The organism is Pseudoalteromonas sp. SWN166, from assembly GCF_015864485.1.
Taxonomy (GTDB): domain Bacteria; phylum Pseudomonadota; class Gammaproteobacteria; order Enterobacterales; family Alteromonadaceae; genus Pseudoalteromonas.
This window is the reverse complement of the sequence record NZ_JADYXB010000009.1, coordinates 67,572-85,994: the sequence shown is the minus strand read 5'-3', so window position 1 is coordinate 85,994 and position 18,423 is coordinate 67,572. Positions and strand designations below refer to the sequence as shown.

General features: G+C 40.2%; 18 protein-coding genes. 16 read left to right on the top strand and 2 right to left on the bottom strand.

The features are described from left to right. Window positions 1–42 precede the first annotated feature (42 nt). Entirely contained in the window at window positions 43–3,201 is a 3,159-nt protein-coding gene (gene rne / locus I6F49_RS07785) for a ribonuclease E (RefSeq protein ID WP_197179601.1), read from the bottom strand. Between the two features lie 772 nt (window positions 3,202–3,973). Between rne and rluC the strand changes: the two genes are divergently transcribed. Both rluC and I6F49_RS07775 read left to right on the top strand, forming a co-directional pair. After that, a complete protein-coding gene (gene rluC / locus I6F49_RS07780) occupies window positions 3,974–4,933 on the top strand; it encodes a 23S rRNA pseudouridine(955/2504/2580) synthase RluC (RefSeq protein WP_197179599.1) in 960 nt (319 codons plus the stop codon). Next, window positions 4,930–5,592: an HAD-IA family hydrolase gene (locus I6F49_RS07775; RefSeq protein ID WP_197179597.1), complete on the top strand. Its 663-nt coding sequence runs from the start codon at window positions 4,930–4,932 to the stop codon at window positions 5,590–5,592. Before rluC ends, I6F49_RS07775 begins: the two co-directional genes overlap by 4 nt. A 9-nt stretch (window positions 5,593–5,601) precedes the next feature. Here I6F49_RS07775 and I6F49_RS07770 read toward each other — a convergent pair whose 3' ends face one another. Beyond that, the gene (locus I6F49_RS07770) at window positions 5,602–6,201 is read right to left on the bottom strand and encodes a Maf family protein (protein WP_197179595.1); all 600 of its coding nucleotides are present in this window, start codon (window positions 6,199–6,201) and stop codon (window positions 5,602–5,604) included. 131 nt (window positions 6,202–6,332) lie between these two features. Between I6F49_RS07770 and yceD the strand changes: the two genes are divergently transcribed. From yceD to I6F49_RS07700, 14 genes are all read left to right on the top strand, one after another. Next, entirely contained in the window at window positions 6,333–6,857 is a 525-nt protein-coding gene (gene yceD / locus I6F49_RS07765; protein ID WP_197179593.1) for a 23S rRNA accumulation protein YceD, read from the top strand. Window positions 6,858–6,866: 9 nt separating this feature from the next. Then, a complete protein-coding gene (gene rpmF, locus I6F49_RS07760; protein ID WP_002962381.1) occupies window positions 6,867–7,037 on the top strand; it encodes a 50S ribosomal protein L32 in 171 nt (56 codons plus the stop codon). Window positions 7,038–7,049: 12 nt separating this feature from the next. After that, window positions 7,050–8,090 (top strand): phosphate acyltransferase PlsX, encoded by a 1,041-nt coding sequence (plsX, locus tag I6F49_RS07755; protein WP_197120176.1) that lies wholly within the window; start codon window positions 7,050–7,052, stop codon window positions 8,088–8,090. A 52-nt stretch (window positions 8,091–8,142) separates the two neighbouring features. After that, a complete protein-coding gene (fabD, locus tag I6F49_RS07750; RefSeq protein WP_197179591.1) occupies window positions 8,143–9,069 on the top strand; it encodes an ACP S-malonyltransferase in 927 nt (308 codons plus the stop codon). An 11-nt stretch (window positions 9,070–9,080) separates the two neighbouring features. Next, the gene (fabG, locus tag I6F49_RS07745; RefSeq protein ID WP_165740127.1) at window positions 9,081–9,827 is read left to right on the top strand and encodes a 3-oxoacyl-ACP reductase FabG; all 747 of its coding nucleotides are present in this window, start codon (window positions 9,081–9,083) and stop codon (window positions 9,825–9,827) included. Between the two features lie 250 nt (window positions 9,828–10,077). Continuing rightward, the gene (acpP, locus tag I6F49_RS07740) at window positions 10,078–10,314 is read left to right on the top strand and encodes an acyl carrier protein (RefSeq protein WP_002962377.1); all 237 of its coding nucleotides are present in this window, start codon (window positions 10,078–10,080) and stop codon (window positions 10,312–10,314) included. 214 nt (window positions 10,315–10,528) lie between these two features. Continuing rightward, complete coding sequence (gene fabF, locus I6F49_RS07735; RefSeq protein WP_165727327.1) at window positions 10,529–11,767, top strand: beta-ketoacyl-ACP synthase II; 1,239 nt, start codon at window positions 10,529–10,531, stop codon at window positions 11,765–11,767. Window positions 11,768–11,826: 59 nt separating this feature from the next. After that, complete coding sequence (pabC, locus tag I6F49_RS07730) at window positions 11,827–12,642, top strand: aminodeoxychorismate lyase (protein ID WP_197179589.1); 816 nt, start codon at window positions 11,827–11,829, stop codon at window positions 12,640–12,642. Beyond that, window positions 12,636–13,628 (top strand): endolytic transglycosylase MltG, encoded by a 993-nt coding sequence (gene mltG, locus I6F49_RS07725; protein ID WP_197179587.1) that lies wholly within the window; start codon window positions 12,636–12,638, stop codon window positions 13,626–13,628. Before pabC ends, mltG begins: the two co-directional genes overlap by 7 nt. Before the next feature lie 5 nt (window positions 13,629–13,633). Further along, window positions 13,634–14,260 carry a dTMP kinase gene (gene tmk, locus I6F49_RS07720; protein ID WP_197179585.1) on the top strand — a complete coding sequence of 209 codons (627 nt, stop codon included), beginning with the start codon at window positions 13,634–13,636 and terminating at the stop codon, window positions 14,258–14,260. Between the two features lies 1 nt (window position 14,261). Further along, window positions 14,262–15,176 carry a DNA polymerase III subunit gene (locus I6F49_RS07715; protein ID WP_197179583.1) on the top strand — a complete coding sequence of 305 codons (915 nt, stop codon included), beginning with the start codon at window positions 14,262–14,264 and terminating at the stop codon, window positions 15,174–15,176. Window positions 15,177–15,187: 11 nt separating this feature from the next. Beyond that, entirely contained in the window at window positions 15,188–15,514 is a 327-nt protein-coding gene (locus tag I6F49_RS07710) for a PilZ domain-containing protein (RefSeq protein WP_002962367.1), read from the top strand. Between the two features lie 115 nt (window positions 15,515–15,629). Next, the gene (locus I6F49_RS07705) at window positions 15,630–16,409 is read left to right on the top strand and encodes a TatD family hydrolase (RefSeq protein WP_197179581.1); all 780 of its coding nucleotides are present in this window, start codon (window positions 15,630–15,632) and stop codon (window positions 16,407–16,409) included. Between the two features lie 4 nt (window positions 16,410–16,413). Further along, entirely contained in the window at window positions 16,414–18,273 is a 1,860-nt protein-coding gene (locus I6F49_RS07700) for an alkaline phosphatase D family protein (RefSeq protein WP_197179580.1), read from the top strand. The last annotated feature ends 150 nt before the right edge of the window (window positions 18,274–18,423 follow it).

Here is an 18,423-nt window from a genome sequence, read left to right as displayed (position 1 = left end):
CTATTAATTAAATAGCGGGGCTTTTTTAATGAGTGTTAGTTATTAATCAACACTCATTGTTTTAGTCGTTGCAGAGCTTGCACGACCAGCAGGTTTGATAGAACCTGCACGTAAACCACTGTCTGGCACTAGTTCACGCTTATCGTGAGCCATTGCTACAGATGTATGTTTTACTTCGCTATCAGCTATAGGAGTAGGCTGTGCCATTGGTGCACTTGCAGACCCTTGAGTTACCGCTGTTTTCACATGCGGTGCTTTAGTCACAACAGGAGTTTCAGCTTTTGCTGGAGCTTCAACTTTAGCTGGCTCTTCAGTTACTACTGGCGCTTCAACTTTAGCTGGTGCTTCAGTTACTACTGGTGCTTCAACTTTAGCTGGTGCTTCAGTTACTACTGGCGCTTCAACTTTAGCTGGTTCTTCAGTTACGACTGGCGCTTCAACTTTAGCTGGCTCTTCAGTTACTACTGGCGCTTCAACTTTAGCTGGCTCTTCAGTTGCTACTGGCGTTTCAACTTTAGCAGGTTCTTCAGTTACTACTGGCGTTTCAACTTTAGCAGGCTCTTCAGTTGCTACTGGCGTTTCAACTTTAGTTGGCTCTTCTACAGCTTCAACTTTTGCTAAGTCTTCAACGGCAACGGCTTGTTCAACTTGTTGCGCTGCATATACAGGTTTTTCTTCAGATTTAGCTTTCAGTTCTGCTTCATATTCTGCAGCGGCTTGATCAGCAACTGGAACAAATGCAGGAGCTTCATCAGATTTAACTTCTGCTTCACCTTCAGGACGTCGACGACGTTGACCAGATGCACGAAGATGACGAGGAGAACGGCGTGAGCGTGTACGTGTTTGCTCTTGCTCATCTTCTGTAGTTGCTGTTTCATCGTTAGAATCAACAGTTTCAATATCAACTTTCTCTTCTTTAATATGCGCTGTTTTTTCTGCCGGAGCTTGTGTTTGCTTTTCTACAACAGGTGCTTGCTCTTGAACTTGTGGAGTGTCAGTCACTACCGCTTGTTCAGGTGTTTGCTCTGTTGAGTTAGCTTGTTCAGCGTTTTCATCTTGCAGACGTACTTTTTTACGTATGTTACGACGTTGACGGCGAACTTTAGGCTTTTGCTCTTTAGGCTCTACAGCTTGAGCTGGCTTAGAATCAGTTTCTACTTCTACTTCTGCTTTTACAGGAGCTTCAGCTTTAACTTGATCTTTGTCTTCGCTTTTATGCTCTGGGCGCTTACGAGAGTTAGGGTTACGACGACGCTTGTTACGGTTCTCGCTTCTCTCTTGAGTCTCAGTACTAGTTGCTGCTGGTGAGTCTGTTTTAACTTCCTCTTCAGCTGCTGGGCGCTCATTGCGTGGTTTATTAGTACGCGGGTTATTATTGCGACGACGTTGGTTGTTATTACGACGACGATTATCGTTACCACGGCGAGCGTTATTACGCGCTTCTTGCTGCTCTTTTTCTACAGCTTCTTTTTTCTCTTCTACTGTTTCGCTTGCAAATAACGATTTAAACCATTTAGTGATTGCTTCAAACAAGCCACCTTCAGTTTTAGTCTCTGTTACTACAGGCTGAGCTACTGGTGCAGGCGCTGCTTGTGGAGCCGGTGTAGAAGGCATTACAACACCTTTTAGCATTGGCTCTTCACGTACTGGTGCACTTGGTGATTTTGACATCTCAAATGCTTCAGGTTCTGGCGCAACAACTTGTCCGTAACTTACCGTTTCAAGTGTTTCGTCTTTACGTAAACGCATAACTTCGTAATGTGGTGTTTCCATATGTTGATTAGGAATAATCACTACGTCACATTTATGATGTTTTTCAATGCGATGAACACTACGACGTTGCTCATTTAATAAATAAGCAGCAACGGCAACAGGCACTTGTGCATTTACTTGTGCTGTGTTGTCTTTAATTGCTTCTTCTTCAATTAAACGAAGAATAGAAAGTGCGATAGATTCGTTTGAACGAATAGTACCTTGTCCACTACAACGTGGGCATGGGCCTTGGCTTGCTTCACCTAATGAAGGACGCAGGCGCTGACGCGACATTTCAAGTAAACCAAAGCGTGAAATTTTACCAATTTGAACACGAGCACGATCTGGACGAGCAGCATCTTTTAAACGATTTTCTACTTCACGTTGATGACGTGGAGGCGTCATATCGATAAAGTCGATAACAATTAAACCACCTAAGTCACGAAGACGTAATTGACGTGCAATTTCATCGGCTGCTTCTAAGTTAGTATTAAGTGCTGTTTCTTCAATATCGCCGCCTTTAGTTGCCTTAGACGAGTTGATATCGATAGATGTAAGTGCTTCAGTTGGGTCAATTACAATTGAACCACCAGAAGGCAGACGTACTTCACGCTGGAACGCAGACTCAATTTGGCTTTCAATTTGGTAATGCGTAAATAAAGGCGTGTCGCCTTGATAAAGCTTAACACGGCTCATAAAGTCAGGACGAAAACGCTCAATGTGCGCTTTAGCTTCTTCAAAAACACGTGGTTTATCAATTAAAATTTCGCCAATATCACGACGTAAATAATCGCGTATTGCACGGAATATTACATTGCTTTCTTGGTGTATTAAAAATGGCGCTTTAGCACTATCGGCTGCTTGTCTAATTGCTTCCCAATGTACTAATAATGCTTTTAAATCGTAGTTTAATTCTTCAAACGATTTACCAACACCGGCAGTACGCACAATTAAGCCCATACCTTTAGGAAGTTCTAAACGACCCAATGCTTCTTTAAGTTCAGTACGTTCATCACCTTCAATGCGGCGAGAAATACCGCCAGCACGTGGGTTGTTAGGCATAAGCACTAAGTAGCTACCAGCAACACTGATAAAAGTAGTTAACGCAGCGCCTTTTTGGCCACGCTCTTCTTTATCAACTTGTACTATAACTTCTTGACCTTCTTTGATCACGTCGCGAATATTAGGGCGACCATGAAAAGTGTAACCTGCAGGGAAGTAAGTACGGGCAATTTCTTTTAAAGGAAGGAAACCATGGCGGTCAGCACCGTAATCAACAAATGCTGCTTCAAGAGATGGTTCAATGCGAGTGATTTTGCCTTTATAAATATTGGCTTTTTTCTGTTCGTGACCTGGGCTTTCGATATCTAAATCATAAAGGCGCTGGCCATCAACCAGTGCTACGCGCATTTCTTCTTGCTGCGTTGCATTGATTAGCATACGTTTCATATTGTTACTCTACTTATTTATGTCGCTGACATGACGATGTTTTTATCGCCTGTTCAGTTGTCCCTATTTTTAGAATGTGCAGCCTCACGACTGGGTCTTTAACGGAACGGCTCTGTATCTCGTATGCAGTATTTTAAATGCTGGCAAACAATAGCAATTATTATCGCTATTAAATTCTTAATGGTGCTAAAACTGTCGGCTTTTCAGCTACGTTTACAAGTTTTACCCAGAAGTCGGCCTGTCATATTAATCTTACTAAATATCATTCATATTAGGCGCGTAGGGCTCATTAAGTTGGTGAGCAATACATACTGATGTATCGCTAATATCCGTTTTAAGAGCAAAAATTGCTGCCGATGTTAATGAACGCTTATTTATTAGATTTTTTTAGTTCTAAATAAGCTGCTGTACGGTACTACAATAATTGAGCTAGTGCTGAACGACGTTTTTTACGTCGTCACTATCAGACAAATTATCTGTTCATTGCTTTCTCTAGCACGTTAAAAATCGTTTCATGTTCAAACTTAACCAGCAATATATTACGCGCATTGCCGTTAATTGATCGCACGTGTTAACTGAGGAGGCATAAAAGCTTTGGAAAACTTAACTCGGATCTGTATGATCGGCTACCCAGAATGTGCATCACGAATGTTTTAATGTGTTAAAAAGCACCGTTGTTATTTGCAAATACTAAATATTTGCGCTGCTGATTATCCCACTATTATTACAGTGTTAGCAACTAAATTATTTTACTTAAATTAGTGATTAGGCAATGTCAGAAAAAAACGACTTACAAGTAACTTATGTCACGATCAACGAAGACCATTTAGGTCAGCGTATTGATAACTTTCTTATTACCCATTTAAAAGGGGTGCCTAAAAGCGCTATTTATAAACTTTTGCGCAAAGGTGAGGTACGCGTTAATAAAAAGCGTATTAAGCCTGTATATAAACTGCAGCTTGACGATGTACTTCGTATTGCCCCTATCAGGGTTGCTGAGCGTGAAGAATTTGTTCCATCAAAATTAGACAAAGTAACGCGCCTTGAAAACGATATTTTATTTGAAGATAAATACCTCATCGTTATCAATAAGCCATCAGGTATGGCTGTTCATGGTGGCAGTGGCTTAAGTTATGGTTTAATTGAAGCACTACGAGCACTTCGCCCAGAAGAGCGCAGCCTTGAACTAGTTCATAGGCTTGACCGTGATACATCGGGTTGTTTACTTATCGCGAAGCGTCGTTCGGTGTTAACCGCATTGCATGAACAACTTCGTGAAAAAACAATGGAAAAAAACTACTGGGCACTTGTAGAAGGACAGTGGGATTCTAAAACTAAAAACGTTACCGAAGGGCTGCGTAAAAACACTCTTAAATCGGGTGAGCGCGTAGTACGCGTAGATAACACTGAGGGTAAACCTTCACATACTCGCTTTAAGGTACTAGAGCGCTTTAATGACTGCTCATTGGTTCAAGCATCGCCTGTAACAGGACGTACGCACCAAATTCGTGTGCACACGCAATGTAAAGGCCACCCAATAGCGTGCGATGATAAATACGGCGATCAGGGTTTTGACGATTCTATGCGTAAAGTTGGTTTAAACCGATTGTTTTTACACGCACACGATTTAACTTTTTATCATCCTAAAAACGAAACAACGATGCGAGTAGAAGCACCGCTGGATAAAACGCTTAAAAATACATTACTAAAATTACGTGATGCAAAACTATGATTAAAGCAGTACCAATTAAAAAATATAAGCTCGTTATTTTTGATTGGGACGGCACTGTTATGGATTCAGTCACTAAAATAGTTAACTGTATTCGAAGTAGTGCTGAGTTACTTAATATTGTGCCGCCAAGCGACTTAGCAATTAAGAATATTATTGGGATGTCGCTTGAAAAAGCAATTGATGTTTTATTTCCCAATAATGCAGCGCAGCATCAAGCGTTAATTTCTGGTTATAAGCATCAATATAGTGTGGATACCACACCTACTCCTGTATTTGACAATGTTGCCAGCGTTTTAGGTACCTTAAAAGAGCAGGGCATTGTTTTAGCCGTTGCTACAGGTAAAGGTAGGGATGGATTAGAGCGTTTACTTGAACAAAGTAAATTGCGCCACTTTTTTAGTGCAACGCGTACTAGCGACGAAGCGCAATCTAAGCCCTCTCCAGATATGTTGTATCAATTACTAGAAGAACTTGGCATAAGCGCTAATGACGCTGTAATGATTGGTGACACTCAAATAGACATGAACATGGCAAAAGCCGCTGGCATGGATAGAATTGGTGTAACTATGGGTGTACACAACGCTCAGCAACTAAATGAGCTTAGCCCTATTGCAACGGTAGATAACTATCTGCAGCTGCAGCAGGTTCTGCTTGGTTAATTTATTTAACTAGAACTTGTCCTGAGCAGTAAGCACATCAATACCAAACTCAGCCAGTAATTGGCTGAGTTTAATTAATGGCAATCCAATTAAACTATTAGGATCGTCACCCGTTAGTTTTTCAAATAAACAAATACCCAACCCTTCGCTTTTAAAACTACCAGCACAGTTATAAGGCTGCTCTGCGTCGCAATAAGCACTAATTTGTGTATCACTAAGTATTTTAAAAGTAACATCAAAGGGTTCAACACACGTTTTTTTAGTGCCAGTTACAATATCGTAAACACAAAGCCCTGTTAAAAATGTTACAGTATTACCGCTAAATAAATTTAGTTGTTTTACGGCATTTTGTTTATTATGCGGTTTACCTAAAATTTGATTATTAAACACAGCTACTTGGTCTGATCCAATAGCTAACCCTTTGTTAAAGTGTTTATTAGCCGCTGAGGCTTTTAATTCACTTAAACGCTTAACCAGTTCAGTAGGTGTTTCGGCTTCAAGTGCTGATTCGTCAACATCCGGTGAAAACGTATCAAATGGTAAATTAAATTTTTGTAATAAAGACTGCCTAAAAGGCGAGCTTGACGCTAAAATGAGTGGGTGCTTCACGGACTGTTTTCCTTCAATAATTCAGATTGAGTTAGGATAAATCAGATCCGAGAGTAAAACACGTTAAAAACCAAGTAAAAATGGTTTTTTACTTTGACTAACAAACTAACTATCTATATGATGCAGCCCCTATGCAAAAGGTGAAAATTCCCATCACTCTTCATCCAGGCAAAGCAGCGCAGCACCGTTTAAAGTATGACGGAATTGTACCGCTTGAAAAACTTACTCGTTTAGAGAAAGTTGTGCAGGAAGAAGTAGGTGAAATAGCGGTAAAAATACATTGCAAAAACGATGATCAAGGTTTCGCTGTGATTAGAGGCAATTTGTCCACACACGTTACTGTCATTTGTCAACGTTGTAATGGTGATTTAGGGTTGGATTTGGTTCAAGACTTTGCATATTCACCAGTAGGTGAAGATACAGAGTTGGATATTTTTCCAGAAGACTACGATGAAGTAACGCTTGATGAAAATGGTGAAATTAACGTTTTTGATTTAATTGAAGACGAGCTAATTTTAGCAGTTCCATTAGTGGCTACCCACAACGAAGCTTCATGCAGTTATTCAGCAAAGCCTGCCAGCTTTGGTGTATTAAAGGCGGAAGATGATAAACCTAATCCATTTGATATTTTGAAACAACTTAAGAAAGATTCTTAGGAGAAGACTATGGCTGTACAAAAAAGCAAAAAGTCTCGTGCAAGACGCGGCATGCGCCGTTCACACGATGCGATCAGTGGTCCAACTTTAACTGTAGATCAAACATCTGGTGAGACTCATCGTCGTCACCATGTGACTGCAGATGGTTACTACAAAGGCGTTCAAGTAATTTCTAAATAAGAGATTACTTATATGCTGAAAGATCTAACCATAGCGTTAGATATGATGGGGGGCGATTACGGCCCCCGTTCATCTATTCCTGCTGCCGTTTGTGCGGTAAATGCTCATGCCAATTTAACTCTCATTTTATGTGGCAATGAACACGTTATATCTAAAGAACTCGAATCCCTCGATTCTCTACCTCATCCTAGACTCATAATTCGTCACTGTAGTGAAATAGTCACTAATGCCTGCGAACCTGCAATTGCTGTGCGTTCAAAAAAAGATTCATCTATGCGTGTTGCCCTTGATTTAGTTAAATCGGGCGAGGCTCAAGCATGTGTCAGCTCCGGTAATACCGGCGCACTATTTTTTATGGCTCACTATGTATTAAAAATGCTGCCAGGTGTTAAACGTGCCGCACTCATTTCATCTGTTCCTACAGAAAGCCAAAACCCAGTATACTTACTCGACTTAGGTGCTAATGTGCATTGTGATGCGCAAATGCTCTATCAGTTTGGCATTATGGGCTCTATTGTTGCTGGGCAAGCACTTGGTTTAGATAATCCTCGCGTTAGTCTATTAAATATTGGCGCTGAGGACATTAAAGGCCACGACGACATTAAACAAGCTGCACAATTAATGCAGCAAAGCCCACATATTAATTATATTGGTTACAGCGAAGGAAGTGATATTTTTTCGGGTAAGGCTGATGTAATTGTATGCGAAGGATTTGTGGGTAACGTGGCACTTAAAACATGTGAAGGCATTGCCAAACTTATTATGAATAAGTTTACAACCGCACTCGAAAAGCACCTTTTATATAAATGTATGGCGTTTATATTGCGCCCAATAATAAAAAAACTCTATAAAAGGGTGAACCCCGACCAGTATAACGGTGCTTCTCTGGTAGGATTGCGCGGTATTGTCGTTAAAAGTCATGGAAATGCGTCAGCTAAAGCATTTCAAGCAGCAATTGATGAAGCGGTAAAAGAGGTTGAACGTCAACTTCCTGATAAAATAGCCGCTATTTTCGAAAAAACACATTCTAAAGACACGGCGGTTAATCAATAATTGATGTGCCGTGTATTTCATTATTTATTTGTTTAATTAAAAAGAGCAAAGTATGGCACAAAAAATTGCACTTCTATTCCCAGGTCAAGGCTCACAAAGCGTTGGTATGTTACAAGAGCTACTAGAGAGTTCTGACATTGTTAAAGCAACATTCGCAGAAGCGTCAAATGCACTGGGTTACGACTTAGCAGAGCTAGTTCTTAATGGCCCAGAAGAAAAATTAAATCAAACCCACCGCACACAACCTGCATTACTAACCGCAAGTGTTGCTATTTACCGTGATTGGTTAGCAGCTAACCCTGATACAGACGTTGTTATGGCGGGTCACAGCTTAGGTGAATACTCAGCGTTAGTATGTAGCGACGTATTAAGCTTGAGCGAAGCTGTAAAGCTTGTAGAAAACCGTGGTTTGTACATGCAAGAAGCTGTACCAGCAGGCGTAGGCTCAATGGCTGCTATCATTGGCTTAGGCGATGAAGAAATTAAAACAGCGTGTGAGCAATCAGCACAAGGTGAAGTTGTATCTCCAGTTAACTACAATTCTCCTGGTCAAGTTGTTATTGCAGGGCATAAAGCGGCAGTAGAGAGAGCATCGCAAGCATGTAAAGATGCAGGTGCTAAACGCGCATTACCACTTTCTGTTAGTGTACCGTCACATTGTGAGTTAATGAAGCCAGCAGCTGACAAGCTAGCAGCAGACTTAGCCGCTTTAACATTTAATACACCTAAGTGTGATGTAATTAATAATGTTGATGTAAAAGCACAAGCGTCGGCTGATGCAATTAAAGATGCACTAGTACGCCAGCTTTACAGCCCAGTTCGCTGGACAGAAACAGTACAAGCCTTGGTTGCACAAGATGTAACACAAAGCTACGAATTTGGTCCTGGTAAAGTATTAACAGGACTAGCTAAACGAATTGATAAAGCAATGGTTTGTGGTTCGGTAAACGACGCCGCTTCAATCGCTGCAGCTAAATAAGAGTATATAAAATGTCTAATTTATTTTCTTTAGAAGGCAAAGTTGTCCTAATTACTGGCGCCAGCCGTGGTATTGGTAAAGCAATTGCAAACACATTAGTTGCACAAGGCGCTAAAGTTGCAGGTACTGCAACAAGTGAGTCAGGCGCTGCTAAAATTAGTGAGTACCTAGGTGAAAACGGTAAAGGTTATGCATTAAACGTGACCGATCCTGCATCAATAGAAGCAACACTTGCTGCAATAAAAGCAGATTTAGGCGATATTGACGTACTTGTAAATAATGCTGGTATTACACGCGATAACTTATTAATGCGTATGAAAGAGACTGAGTGGGACGATATAATCGACACCAACTTAAGCTCAGTTTTCCGTTTATCTAAAGCGGTACTTCGTCCAATGATGAAGAAAAAGAAAGGCCGTATTATTAACATTGGCTCTGTAGTGGGTACTATGGGCAATGCAGGTCAGGCTAATTATGCAGCGGCTAAAGCGGGTGTAATTGGTTTTTCTAAGTCACTAGCGCGCGAAGTTGCATCACGTGGTATTACCGTTAACGTTATCGCACCTGGTTTTATTCAAACAGACATGACTGATAACTTAACTGATGAGCAAAAAGCAGCTACGCTTGCAAATGTTCCAGCAGGGCGTTTAGGTCAACCTGACGAAATTGCGGCTGCAGTATGTTATTTAGCATCTGACGCGGCTGCGTACGTATCAGGCGAAACTTTGCATGTAAATGGCGCGATGTACATGGTTTAATAGCCATTGTACCCACATTGCTACTTGATAAAGTTAAGTAAGTTACCTCAAAAACATTGAATTATTTGTGAACTTGCTTTAAACATACTTGAAATCGCTGCGAAAATAAGCGATAAAAGACAAAACACACACTCAGAGGTTTGACCAGACAATTATTTATGGTCAAATCATTGAATCAGAGAATTATGCGGCGTAAACTACGCCGCAATCTGAAAATAACGCATTGGCGTTTTTAATAAAGGAAAGAAGAATGAGCGATATCCAAGAACGCGTAAAGAAAATTATCATTGAACAACTAGGTGTTAAAGAAGAAGAAGTTAAAAATGAATCTTCTTTCGTAGATGACCTAGGTGCAGATTCTCTTGATACTGTTGAACTAGTAATGGCTCTTGAAGAAGAGTTTGATACTGAGATCCCAGATGAAGAAGCTGAGAAGATCACTACAGTACAAACTGCTATCGATTACGTTACAGCACACGCTGAGTAATTAATCGCACGTTAAAGGCAGCATCCGCTGCCTTTAATTTTTTATATCCAAACCACCTCAAAGTTCGTGATTCAAGACTTAAGACTCAATGCTCAATTTTAGCAAAAAATAATTTTGATTGTGTTATGCGTTTTTAATCTATTTTGGGACTAGCACTTTGAGGTAGCTTGGGTATGACATCCCCTTGTAAAATTCCCCTTATTGGAGGCAAACCGTGGCTAAACGTCGAGTTGTCGTAACTGGCTTAGGAATGTTGACGCCGCTAGGTAATGATGTTCAATCAACCTGGCAAGGCTTATTAGATGGTAAAAGTGGCATTCAAACAATAACGCACTTTGATACATCAAAATTTGGTACTAAATTCGCTGGTTTAATAAATGACTTTGATGCAACTGCATACATGTCAGCGAAAGATACTAAAAAAATGGACTTGTTTATTCAGTACGGTATTGCAGCGGGTGTTCAAGCCTTTAAAGATTCAGGCCTTGAAATTACTGAGCAAAACGCAGCACGCATTGGTGTAGCCGTGGGCTCTGGTATTGGTGGCTTAACACTTATCGAAGAAAATCACATTAAGCTATTAAACAGTGGTCCGCGCAAGTTATCACCATTTTATGTGCCGTCTACCATTATTAATATGATCTCAGGTCATTTATCAATAATGCATGGACTTCGTGGTCCTAATATTTCAATTGTAACTGCTTGTACAACTGGTTTGCATAATATTGGCCATGCAGCGCGCATGATTGCCTACGGCGATGCAGATGCAATGGTTGCTGGCGGTGCAGAAAAAGCCTGTACCCCAATTGGTATGGGTGGCTTTAATGCTGCACGTGCACTTTCAACACGTAACGACGATCCACAAGCGGCTTCTCGCCCTTGGGATAAAGACCGCGATGGCTTTGTGCTTTCTGACGGTGCTGGTGTTGTTGTAGTTGAAGAGTACGAACATGCTAAAGCACGTGGCGCTAAAATTTATGCTGAGCTTGTAGGCTTTGGTATGAGTGGTGATGCGTACCACATGACGTCACCACCAGAAGATGGTGCGGGCGCGGCACTTGCAATGCAAAACGCACTAAATGATGCGCAAGTAAATGCAGAGCAAATTGGTTACATTAACGCACACGGCACATCTACAAATGCAGGCGATAAAGCAGAAACTGCGGCTGTTAAGTCTATTTTTGGTAATGCAGCTAAAGATGTAATGGTAGGCTCGTCTAAATCGATGATGGGTCACTTGTTAGGTGCTGCAGGTTCGGTTGAATCGATTATTTCGATTTTATCGCTGACAGATCAAAAAGTGTCGCCAACTATCAATCTTGATAACCCAGACGAAGGGTGTGACTTAGATTATATCGCTCACACTGCACGTGATGCAAAGTTAGACTTTGCACTGTGTAACTCGTTCGGTTTTGGTGGTACTAATGGCTCGTTGCTATTTAAAAAGGTATAATCTTTTTTAACAACGAATCAAATTATAAGAGCTCAGTTGTTTAACTGGGCTTTTTTTATATGCCAAACAAAATGCAAACAATAATAGCAGCAGATCAAAACAGCACTTTAAGCACGCGTGACAGGGGCTTAAATTACGGTGATGGCTTTTTTACAACGGCTAAGGTTATTGAAGGGCAAGTACAGTATTGGCCTTATCATAAAGCGCGTTTGATTGAATGCGCACAGCGCTTGGGTTTTCCTGAGTTAGACTTTATTAGCCTTGAAAACCAAATTACTCACTACATAAAAAACGCAAAGCTAAATGTGCTTAAAATCCTGGTAACGCGCGGCGAAGGCGGACGTGGTTATGGGCTACCCAGTGAGTGTAATGTCACTATTTTATTGAGTGTATTAGATTACCCTAGTAATTATAGTGCGATTGCTAAAAAGGGTGTGAGCCTAGAAGTAAGCCCGATTAAATTAGCTGCTCAGCCTTATTTAGCAGGCCTCAAAACATTAAACAGGCTAGAACAAGTATTAATTAAAAAAGCAATGCAAACACAAAACTGCGACGATGTGTTAGTGCTCGATTACAACAATAATGTAATAGAAGCTTCAGCCGCTAATATTTTTGCGATTAAAAATAAGTGTGTGTTTACGCCATTGCTTGATGAGTGCGGAATAAAGGGCGTTTATCTACAATCGTTATGTGATAAATTGCCTGTTGAATTTAAACGCGTGAAAGTAGAAGACTTAACCCAAGCAGACGCCGTATTTGTGTGTAATAGCTTAATGGGAGCAGTGCCTGTTAAACGTATTGAGCAACAAGTATTTAATACAGACGACAGCCACGCATTATTAACTAAATTATTAGCCAAGGAGGCTGAGTGTTAAAAGTTATTTTATCGGTACTTTTTTTAGCTGTTATAACCACTGCTATTGGTTATCAGCAATTACAAGCAACAATAAATAGCCCGCTAAAGGTAGCTAAAAACACACAATTTGAAGTTAAGCATGGCACTGGCTTTAATAAGTTATGTCAGCAATGGCAAGCTAATAACTGGGTAGAGAGTTGCTGGCGTTATCAGGTAATTGCCAAATTAGACCCAACACTTACCGATTTAAAAGCGGGGCTTTACGAGCTAACAGCCGATAGCGTTATCAACAACGTAAAAAAAATTAATCAAGGCCAGCAAATCAACTTTAGTTTTACCATAATTGAAGGGCAAAACTTACGTGAAGTGCTAAGTGCTATTAAAAAGGCCAATAATTTACAAAACGATTTAAAAAGTGATGAACTAAGTACACAAATACTGGGTACAAATACGCATCTAGAAGGTTGGTTATTTCCCGACACTTACCATTATCATAATAACGATACCGCAAGCAGTGTATTAAAACGTGCCGCACAAAAAATGCAGCAAACGTTAGACGATTCTTGGCAGCAGCGCGCAGCTGATCTCCCTTACAAAACAGCATACGAAGCACTTATAATGGCCTCAATTATTGAAAAAGAAACAGGTCTTGCTAGCGAACGTCCGCTAATTGCATCAGCGTTTGTTAATAGATTAAACACTAATATGCGCCTACAGACAGACCCAACCGTAATATACGGACTAGGCGCCGATTTTGATGGCGATATTAAATACAAAGATTTGCGCGATTATACGCCTTACAATACATATCGCATTAATGGCTTGCCGCCAACACCAATTGCAATGCCTTCAAAAGCCGCTATTTTAGCAGCAGTTAATCCGCCTCAAAGTGAATACGTTTACTTTGTAGCAAAAGGCGATGGTACCGGTAGCCACCAATTTTCAACCACGTTAAAGCAGCATAATGCGGCAGTTAAAACGTATATATTAAATAAAAAGAATTAAGTTTTATGAAATCAAAATTTATAGTAATAGAAGGGCTAGAAGGCGCGGGTAAATCAACCGCTATTTCGCTATGCCAAGACTTTTTAAACAAACAAAAAATAGACTTCATTAACGTGCGCGAACCTGGCGGCACACCATTGGCTGAATCGCTTCGTACGCTTGTAAAAGCAGAACATGAAGAAGAAATCGCCTTTGAAACCGAGCTGCTTATTATGTACGCAGCTCGTTCGCAGTTAATGCACAATGTTATTACCCCAGCGCTTGATAAAGGCCAATGGGTACTTGCCGATCGTCATGATTTATCGTCTCAGGCTTATCAGGGCGGTGGGCGTGGTATTAGCTCAAATACATTAGCTTCACTTTCTTCAATGGTATTAAAGGGCTTAAAACCCGATTTAACTATTTACCTCGATATTGACCCAGTGATAGGCCTTGAACGTGCAAAAGGGCGTGGTGAGCTTGATCGTATTGAACAAGAAGCTATTGAGTTCTTTCAGCGTACACGTATGCGTTATTTAGAGCTTGCTAATGACGACAACACAATTAAAACGGTCGATGCAAACCAAAGTATTGATAAAGTACATCGTGATATAACCAATGTACTGCATTCATTTTTTGAAGGCTTAAAATAATATGCCATTGCCTTGGCTACATGATACTCAAGCACGTTTAGCACAAAGTTATCGCGCAGAGCGTTTTCATCATGCGCAATTATTTTGTGGGCCTGTTGGCGTAGGTAAATTTGAATTAAGTGATGAGCTTGGTAATGCTTTGCTATGCCAAAATATTGCTAAGCAGGTAGCAGCGCCAAATAGTATGCTAAAACCTTGCGGGCAGTGTAAAAGCTGTTTACTTACTCTTGCGGGTACTCACCCCGATAAGCGTTTAACGCAAGTTGATGGGCAAAGCATAGGCGTAGATGATATACGCGGCATTAGTGATTTTATGAATCACTCAGCTGCGCAAAATGGCAATAAAGTTGCGATAATCGAAAATTGCGAAAAAATGACCACTGCAGCTGCTAACGCATTATTAAAAACACTTGAAGAGCCAACCAATAGCCGCTTTTTAATATTAACTACAAGCCAACCAGCACAGCTCCCTGCAACTATTTTAAGTCGATGTGCTAAAAGTGACGTAAAAATAACTAATACAGCACTTGCTCAGCAATGGCTAGAGACATTAGATATACCTAACTATAGTTGGCTAGCACTTTTTTATAACCAACCGCTGCAAGTAAAGCATTGGCAACAGCAAGACCAGCTAAAAAATATTGATACACTGTATAAGTTTGCAACTGAGTTTAAACAAAGCCATAATTTCAAAGCGTTAGTCGATATAATAAATAAACAGCCTGAACTTGTTCGCATATTTACTTTATTTTTAAGCGTGCAACTAAAGCAGCAATTACTGCAAGGCATGAGTTTTGACGCTTATCAAAGTGCGCAAAATGCATTAGGCGAGTTCTTACAAAATAACACACAAGTACTTGGCCTTAATTTACCGCTTGCTGTATCACGATTAGCATACACATTGCGAAATTCTTAAAAGGATTAATCATGCAAGAACTACTAGTAGACATAGACGATTTAGACGAGTTATACCGTTGTTATATGCCTTACTTAAAAAAAGGCGGCTTATTTGTACGTACTAATATGCGTTACGAAGCAGGGCATTCATTAGCACTTAGAGTGACCTTGCCCGATGCCTTAGAAGATGACGTAGTAACAGGTAAAGTGTCGTGGATCACACCACAAGGCGCACAAAGCTCTAATCCTCCAGGTATTGGTATTAGCTTTTTAGATGATAAAACAAACCTAAACGCTAAAATCGAAAAGCTGCTTGGGACTATGTTAAACTCAGGCGATCAAACATATACCATGTAGTTATAGGGTCGGTTTTTCATTGAGATTAACGCCGCCCTATATTGGGTTCTTTTAATTGCTAACATAATAAATTAAAAGAACAAATTTAAACCCTGAACATAATACAGGCCTTATAGTGATTGTAGATTCTCATTGCCATTTAGATCGTCTTGATTTTGATAAACTAGACTTAAACCTTGACCAAGTTCTTGCTAAAGCGCGTGCAAAGCAAATAGAGCACTTTTTATGTGTAAGCGTAACGCTTGATCAGTTTCCAAGCATGCTTGATAAAATTAAGCATTACGACGATGTATCAGCCTCATGCGGTGTACATCCACTTGATCAAAAAGACGCCCTTAATAAACAACAACTAATCGACTTAGCTTCACATGAAAAAGTTGTAGCTATTGGCGAAACGGGTCTTGATTACTACTACTCAAAAGATACTCACGCAGTGCAGCAAGCTAGCTTTGTTGGGCATATTGAAGTGGCTAACGAATTACAAAAACCGTTAATTATTCATACACGTGATGCCCGCGCCGATACCATTAATTTAATGCGTGAGCACAAAGCCGAAAACTGCGGTGGCGTACTGCATTGTTTTACCGAAGACTGGGATATGGCTAAAAAAGCCATAGACATGGGCTTTTATATTTCTATTTCGGGCATTGTTACCTTTAAAAATGCTATTGAGCTAAAAGAAGTTGTAAAACAAATACCGCTCGATAGATTGCTAATAGAAACCGACTCGCCTTATTTAGCGCCGGTACCGTATCGTGGGCAAACTAATCAGCCAGCATACGTAGAAGATGTTGCTTATTATATTAGTGAGCTTAAAGGCATTAGCTTTAATGAACTTGCTAAAGCCACTACCGAGAACTTTTATTCTTTATTTAAATTAGCAGCTAAAGGCTAAATACATGATTACTCACACGGCTAACCTTCCTATTTTACTAATGGGGTCAATGGTGCGCCGTGCAGAGCAAACTGGAGTCTGTATTCAGTTTGCTACCTCCAAATCTGCTAGCTGCCAAATAAACTTATTAAATATTGAGTGTTATAGCGAACAACAAACAATTGCTTTAGGCCAGCATTTATACCTGCATTTTATTGTTATAAAACCAGTAGAAAATCTGTTTCCTGTAGATAAATTATTAAGTTATGAGCTCATCATTGACGATGCAATAATTGATTTATCGCCTTGGTGCTATAGCAATCAAACAACGCCTGCATTTGTAATCCCCAATAAACTCAGTGATATTTTGCATGGCTCGTGCCGTAATGCACATCACCCAGCAAAAGATAGCTTAGTGTCTGCAAGTCACTGGCAAAATACTCAGCGCGGTAATAATAATCAAGGCGCACAATTGTTATTACTGAGCGGTGATCAGGTTTATGCCGATGACGTAGCTGGGCCCATGTTGTTAGTTATTCATCAGTTAATTAAAGCCTTAGGTATCTATAAAGAGCAACCACTTGCCATTGAGCTACCGGACGATATAAATGAGCAACTTTATAATCGCCATTTGTTCTTACCAAAAACGCCTTGGCAAAAACGCTCAAAGTTAGGTGTGGGCTACTGGCTAAAAAAAGACGAACCGCACTTTTCAAGTGTAAAAGCTTACAATCACCTTATCCACTTTGAAGAATACATAGCACTTTATTTATTAAACTTTAGTGCTGCTGCATGGCAGTGCGTCGATATACAAAACACGCTATACGCTGGAAAAAATCAAAAATATCAGACTATTTTCAGCGCCGAAAAAGCAGCGTTGATTGATTATGCAAAAGGCTTAAGTGAAGTGGAGCGGTTGTTTGCCAATGTATCTACACTAATGATGTTTGACGATCATGATGTAACCGATGATTGGAACCTCACCGCAGGGTGGGAGCAAGCTATAAATGAAAATCCAAGTAGTAAACGAATCATTAATAACGGCTTAATTAGCTATTGGTTGTTCCAAGGTATGGGGAACGATGCACTAAATAAAACGGGCGAGCTCTTAACTGCGTTTAAGCAAAGTAAAAACAACAATAATATTTGGCAGTTTAAAGCATTTGATAAACCACTAAACGATTTTAGTTTTTGGCATTACGAACTTACCACCATACCTAAAGTAGTGGTACTAGATACGCGTACGCACCGCTGGCGAAATGAGCAAAACTTTAACGAGCCCTCAGGTCTACTTGATTGGGAACGTCTCACAGAATTTGAAGAAAGCCTATTAAGCCACGACCAAGTTATTATTGTATCGCCAGCTCCTGTATTTGGAGTTAAATCAATAGAAGCCATACAGGCTGCTTTTAATATATGTGGCCAACCGCTCATGGTCGATGTAGAAAACTGGATGGCGCACGAAGGCTCGGCCAAAAAGCTACTCGATACGTTTAGACGAACCGACACCCCAAACGAAACGCTAATTTTATCGGGTGATGTACATTACTCATTTTGCTTTTCAGTGCAAAAGCGTTTTGGCGATCACCCCAATCGAATTTGGCAACTTACCGCCAGCGGTATTAAAAACGAATTTCCGCGTAAATTAATAAACATACTCGATAAACTAGATTCAATTCTATACGGCCCCAAAAGCCCCTTAAACTTTTTTACCAAACGTTGGCACATGGAAGTAGATAAGCACCAAACCATAGGCGAAGGGCAAAAATACTTAGTAAGCAACTCAGCTATTAGTTTAATAACACTAGAGCAAGGAAACTTAGCCCGCTACCAACTGATTCATGGCGATGGGCATTTAACTGAGTTTGATTTAGAAGAACAGTAAGTTGTTCATCTACAAGTTAACTGTAAATTTGCACGCTTGGTAAAGCGTTTGAGAAAGTAAGAAGTCGTATTGTTTATAAAATAGGCTGTAAATAAAAATGCCCAAAGACTTATAAAAACCTCTGGGCAATAAAATGACTCTAAATTGAGT

Bases quoted from the DNA above. Each gene is read 5' to 3' on its own strand.
- I6F49_RS07710 (WP_002962367.1), top strand. From the start codon at position 15,188: ATGCAAGAACTACTAGTAGACATAGACGATTTAGACGAGTTATACCGT.
- plsX (WP_197120176.1), top strand. From the start codon at position 7,050: ATGCTGAAAGATCTAACCATAGCGTTAGATATGATGGGGGGCGATTAC.
- I6F49_RS07700 (WP_197179580.1), top strand. From the start codon at position 16,414: ATGATTACTCACACGGCTAACCTTCCTATTTTACTAATGGGGTCAATG.
- I6F49_RS07715 (WP_197179583.1), top strand. From the start codon at position 14,262: ATGCCATTGCCTTGGCTACATGATACTCAAGCACGTTTAGCACAAAGT.
- fabG (WP_165740127.1), top strand. From the start codon at position 9,081: ATGTCTAATTTATTTTCTTTAGAAGGCAAAGTTGTCCTAATTACTGGC.
- I6F49_RS07775 (WP_197179597.1), top strand. From the start codon at position 4,930: ATGATTAAAGCAGTACCAATTAAAAAATATAAGCTCGTTATTTTTGAT.
- rne (WP_197179601.1), bottom strand. From the start codon at position 3,201: ATGAAACGTATGCTAATCAATGCAACGCAGCAAGAAGAAATGCGCGTA.
- rluC (WP_197179599.1), top strand. From the start codon at position 3,974: ATGTCAGAAAAAAACGACTTACAAGTAACTTATGTCACGATCAACGAA.
- acpP (WP_002962377.1), top strand. From the start codon at position 10,078: ATGAGCGATATCCAAGAACGCGTAAAGAAAATTATCATTGAACAACTA.
- tmk (WP_197179585.1), top strand. From the start codon at position 13,634: ATGAAATCAAAATTTATAGTAATAGAAGGGCTAGAAGGCGCGGGTAAA.
- pabC (WP_197179589.1), top strand. From the start codon at position 11,827: ATGCCAAACAAAATGCAAACAATAATAGCAGCAGATCAAAACAGCACT.
- rpmF (WP_002962381.1), top strand. From the start codon at position 6,867: ATGGCTGTACAAAAAAGCAAAAAGTCTCGTGCAAGACGCGGCATGCGC.
- fabD (WP_197179591.1), top strand. From the start codon at position 8,143: ATGGCACAAAAAATTGCACTTCTATTCCCAGGTCAAGGCTCACAAAGC.
- yceD (WP_197179593.1), top strand. From the start codon at position 6,333: ATGCAAAAGGTGAAAATTCCCATCACTCTTCATCCAGGCAAAGCAGCG.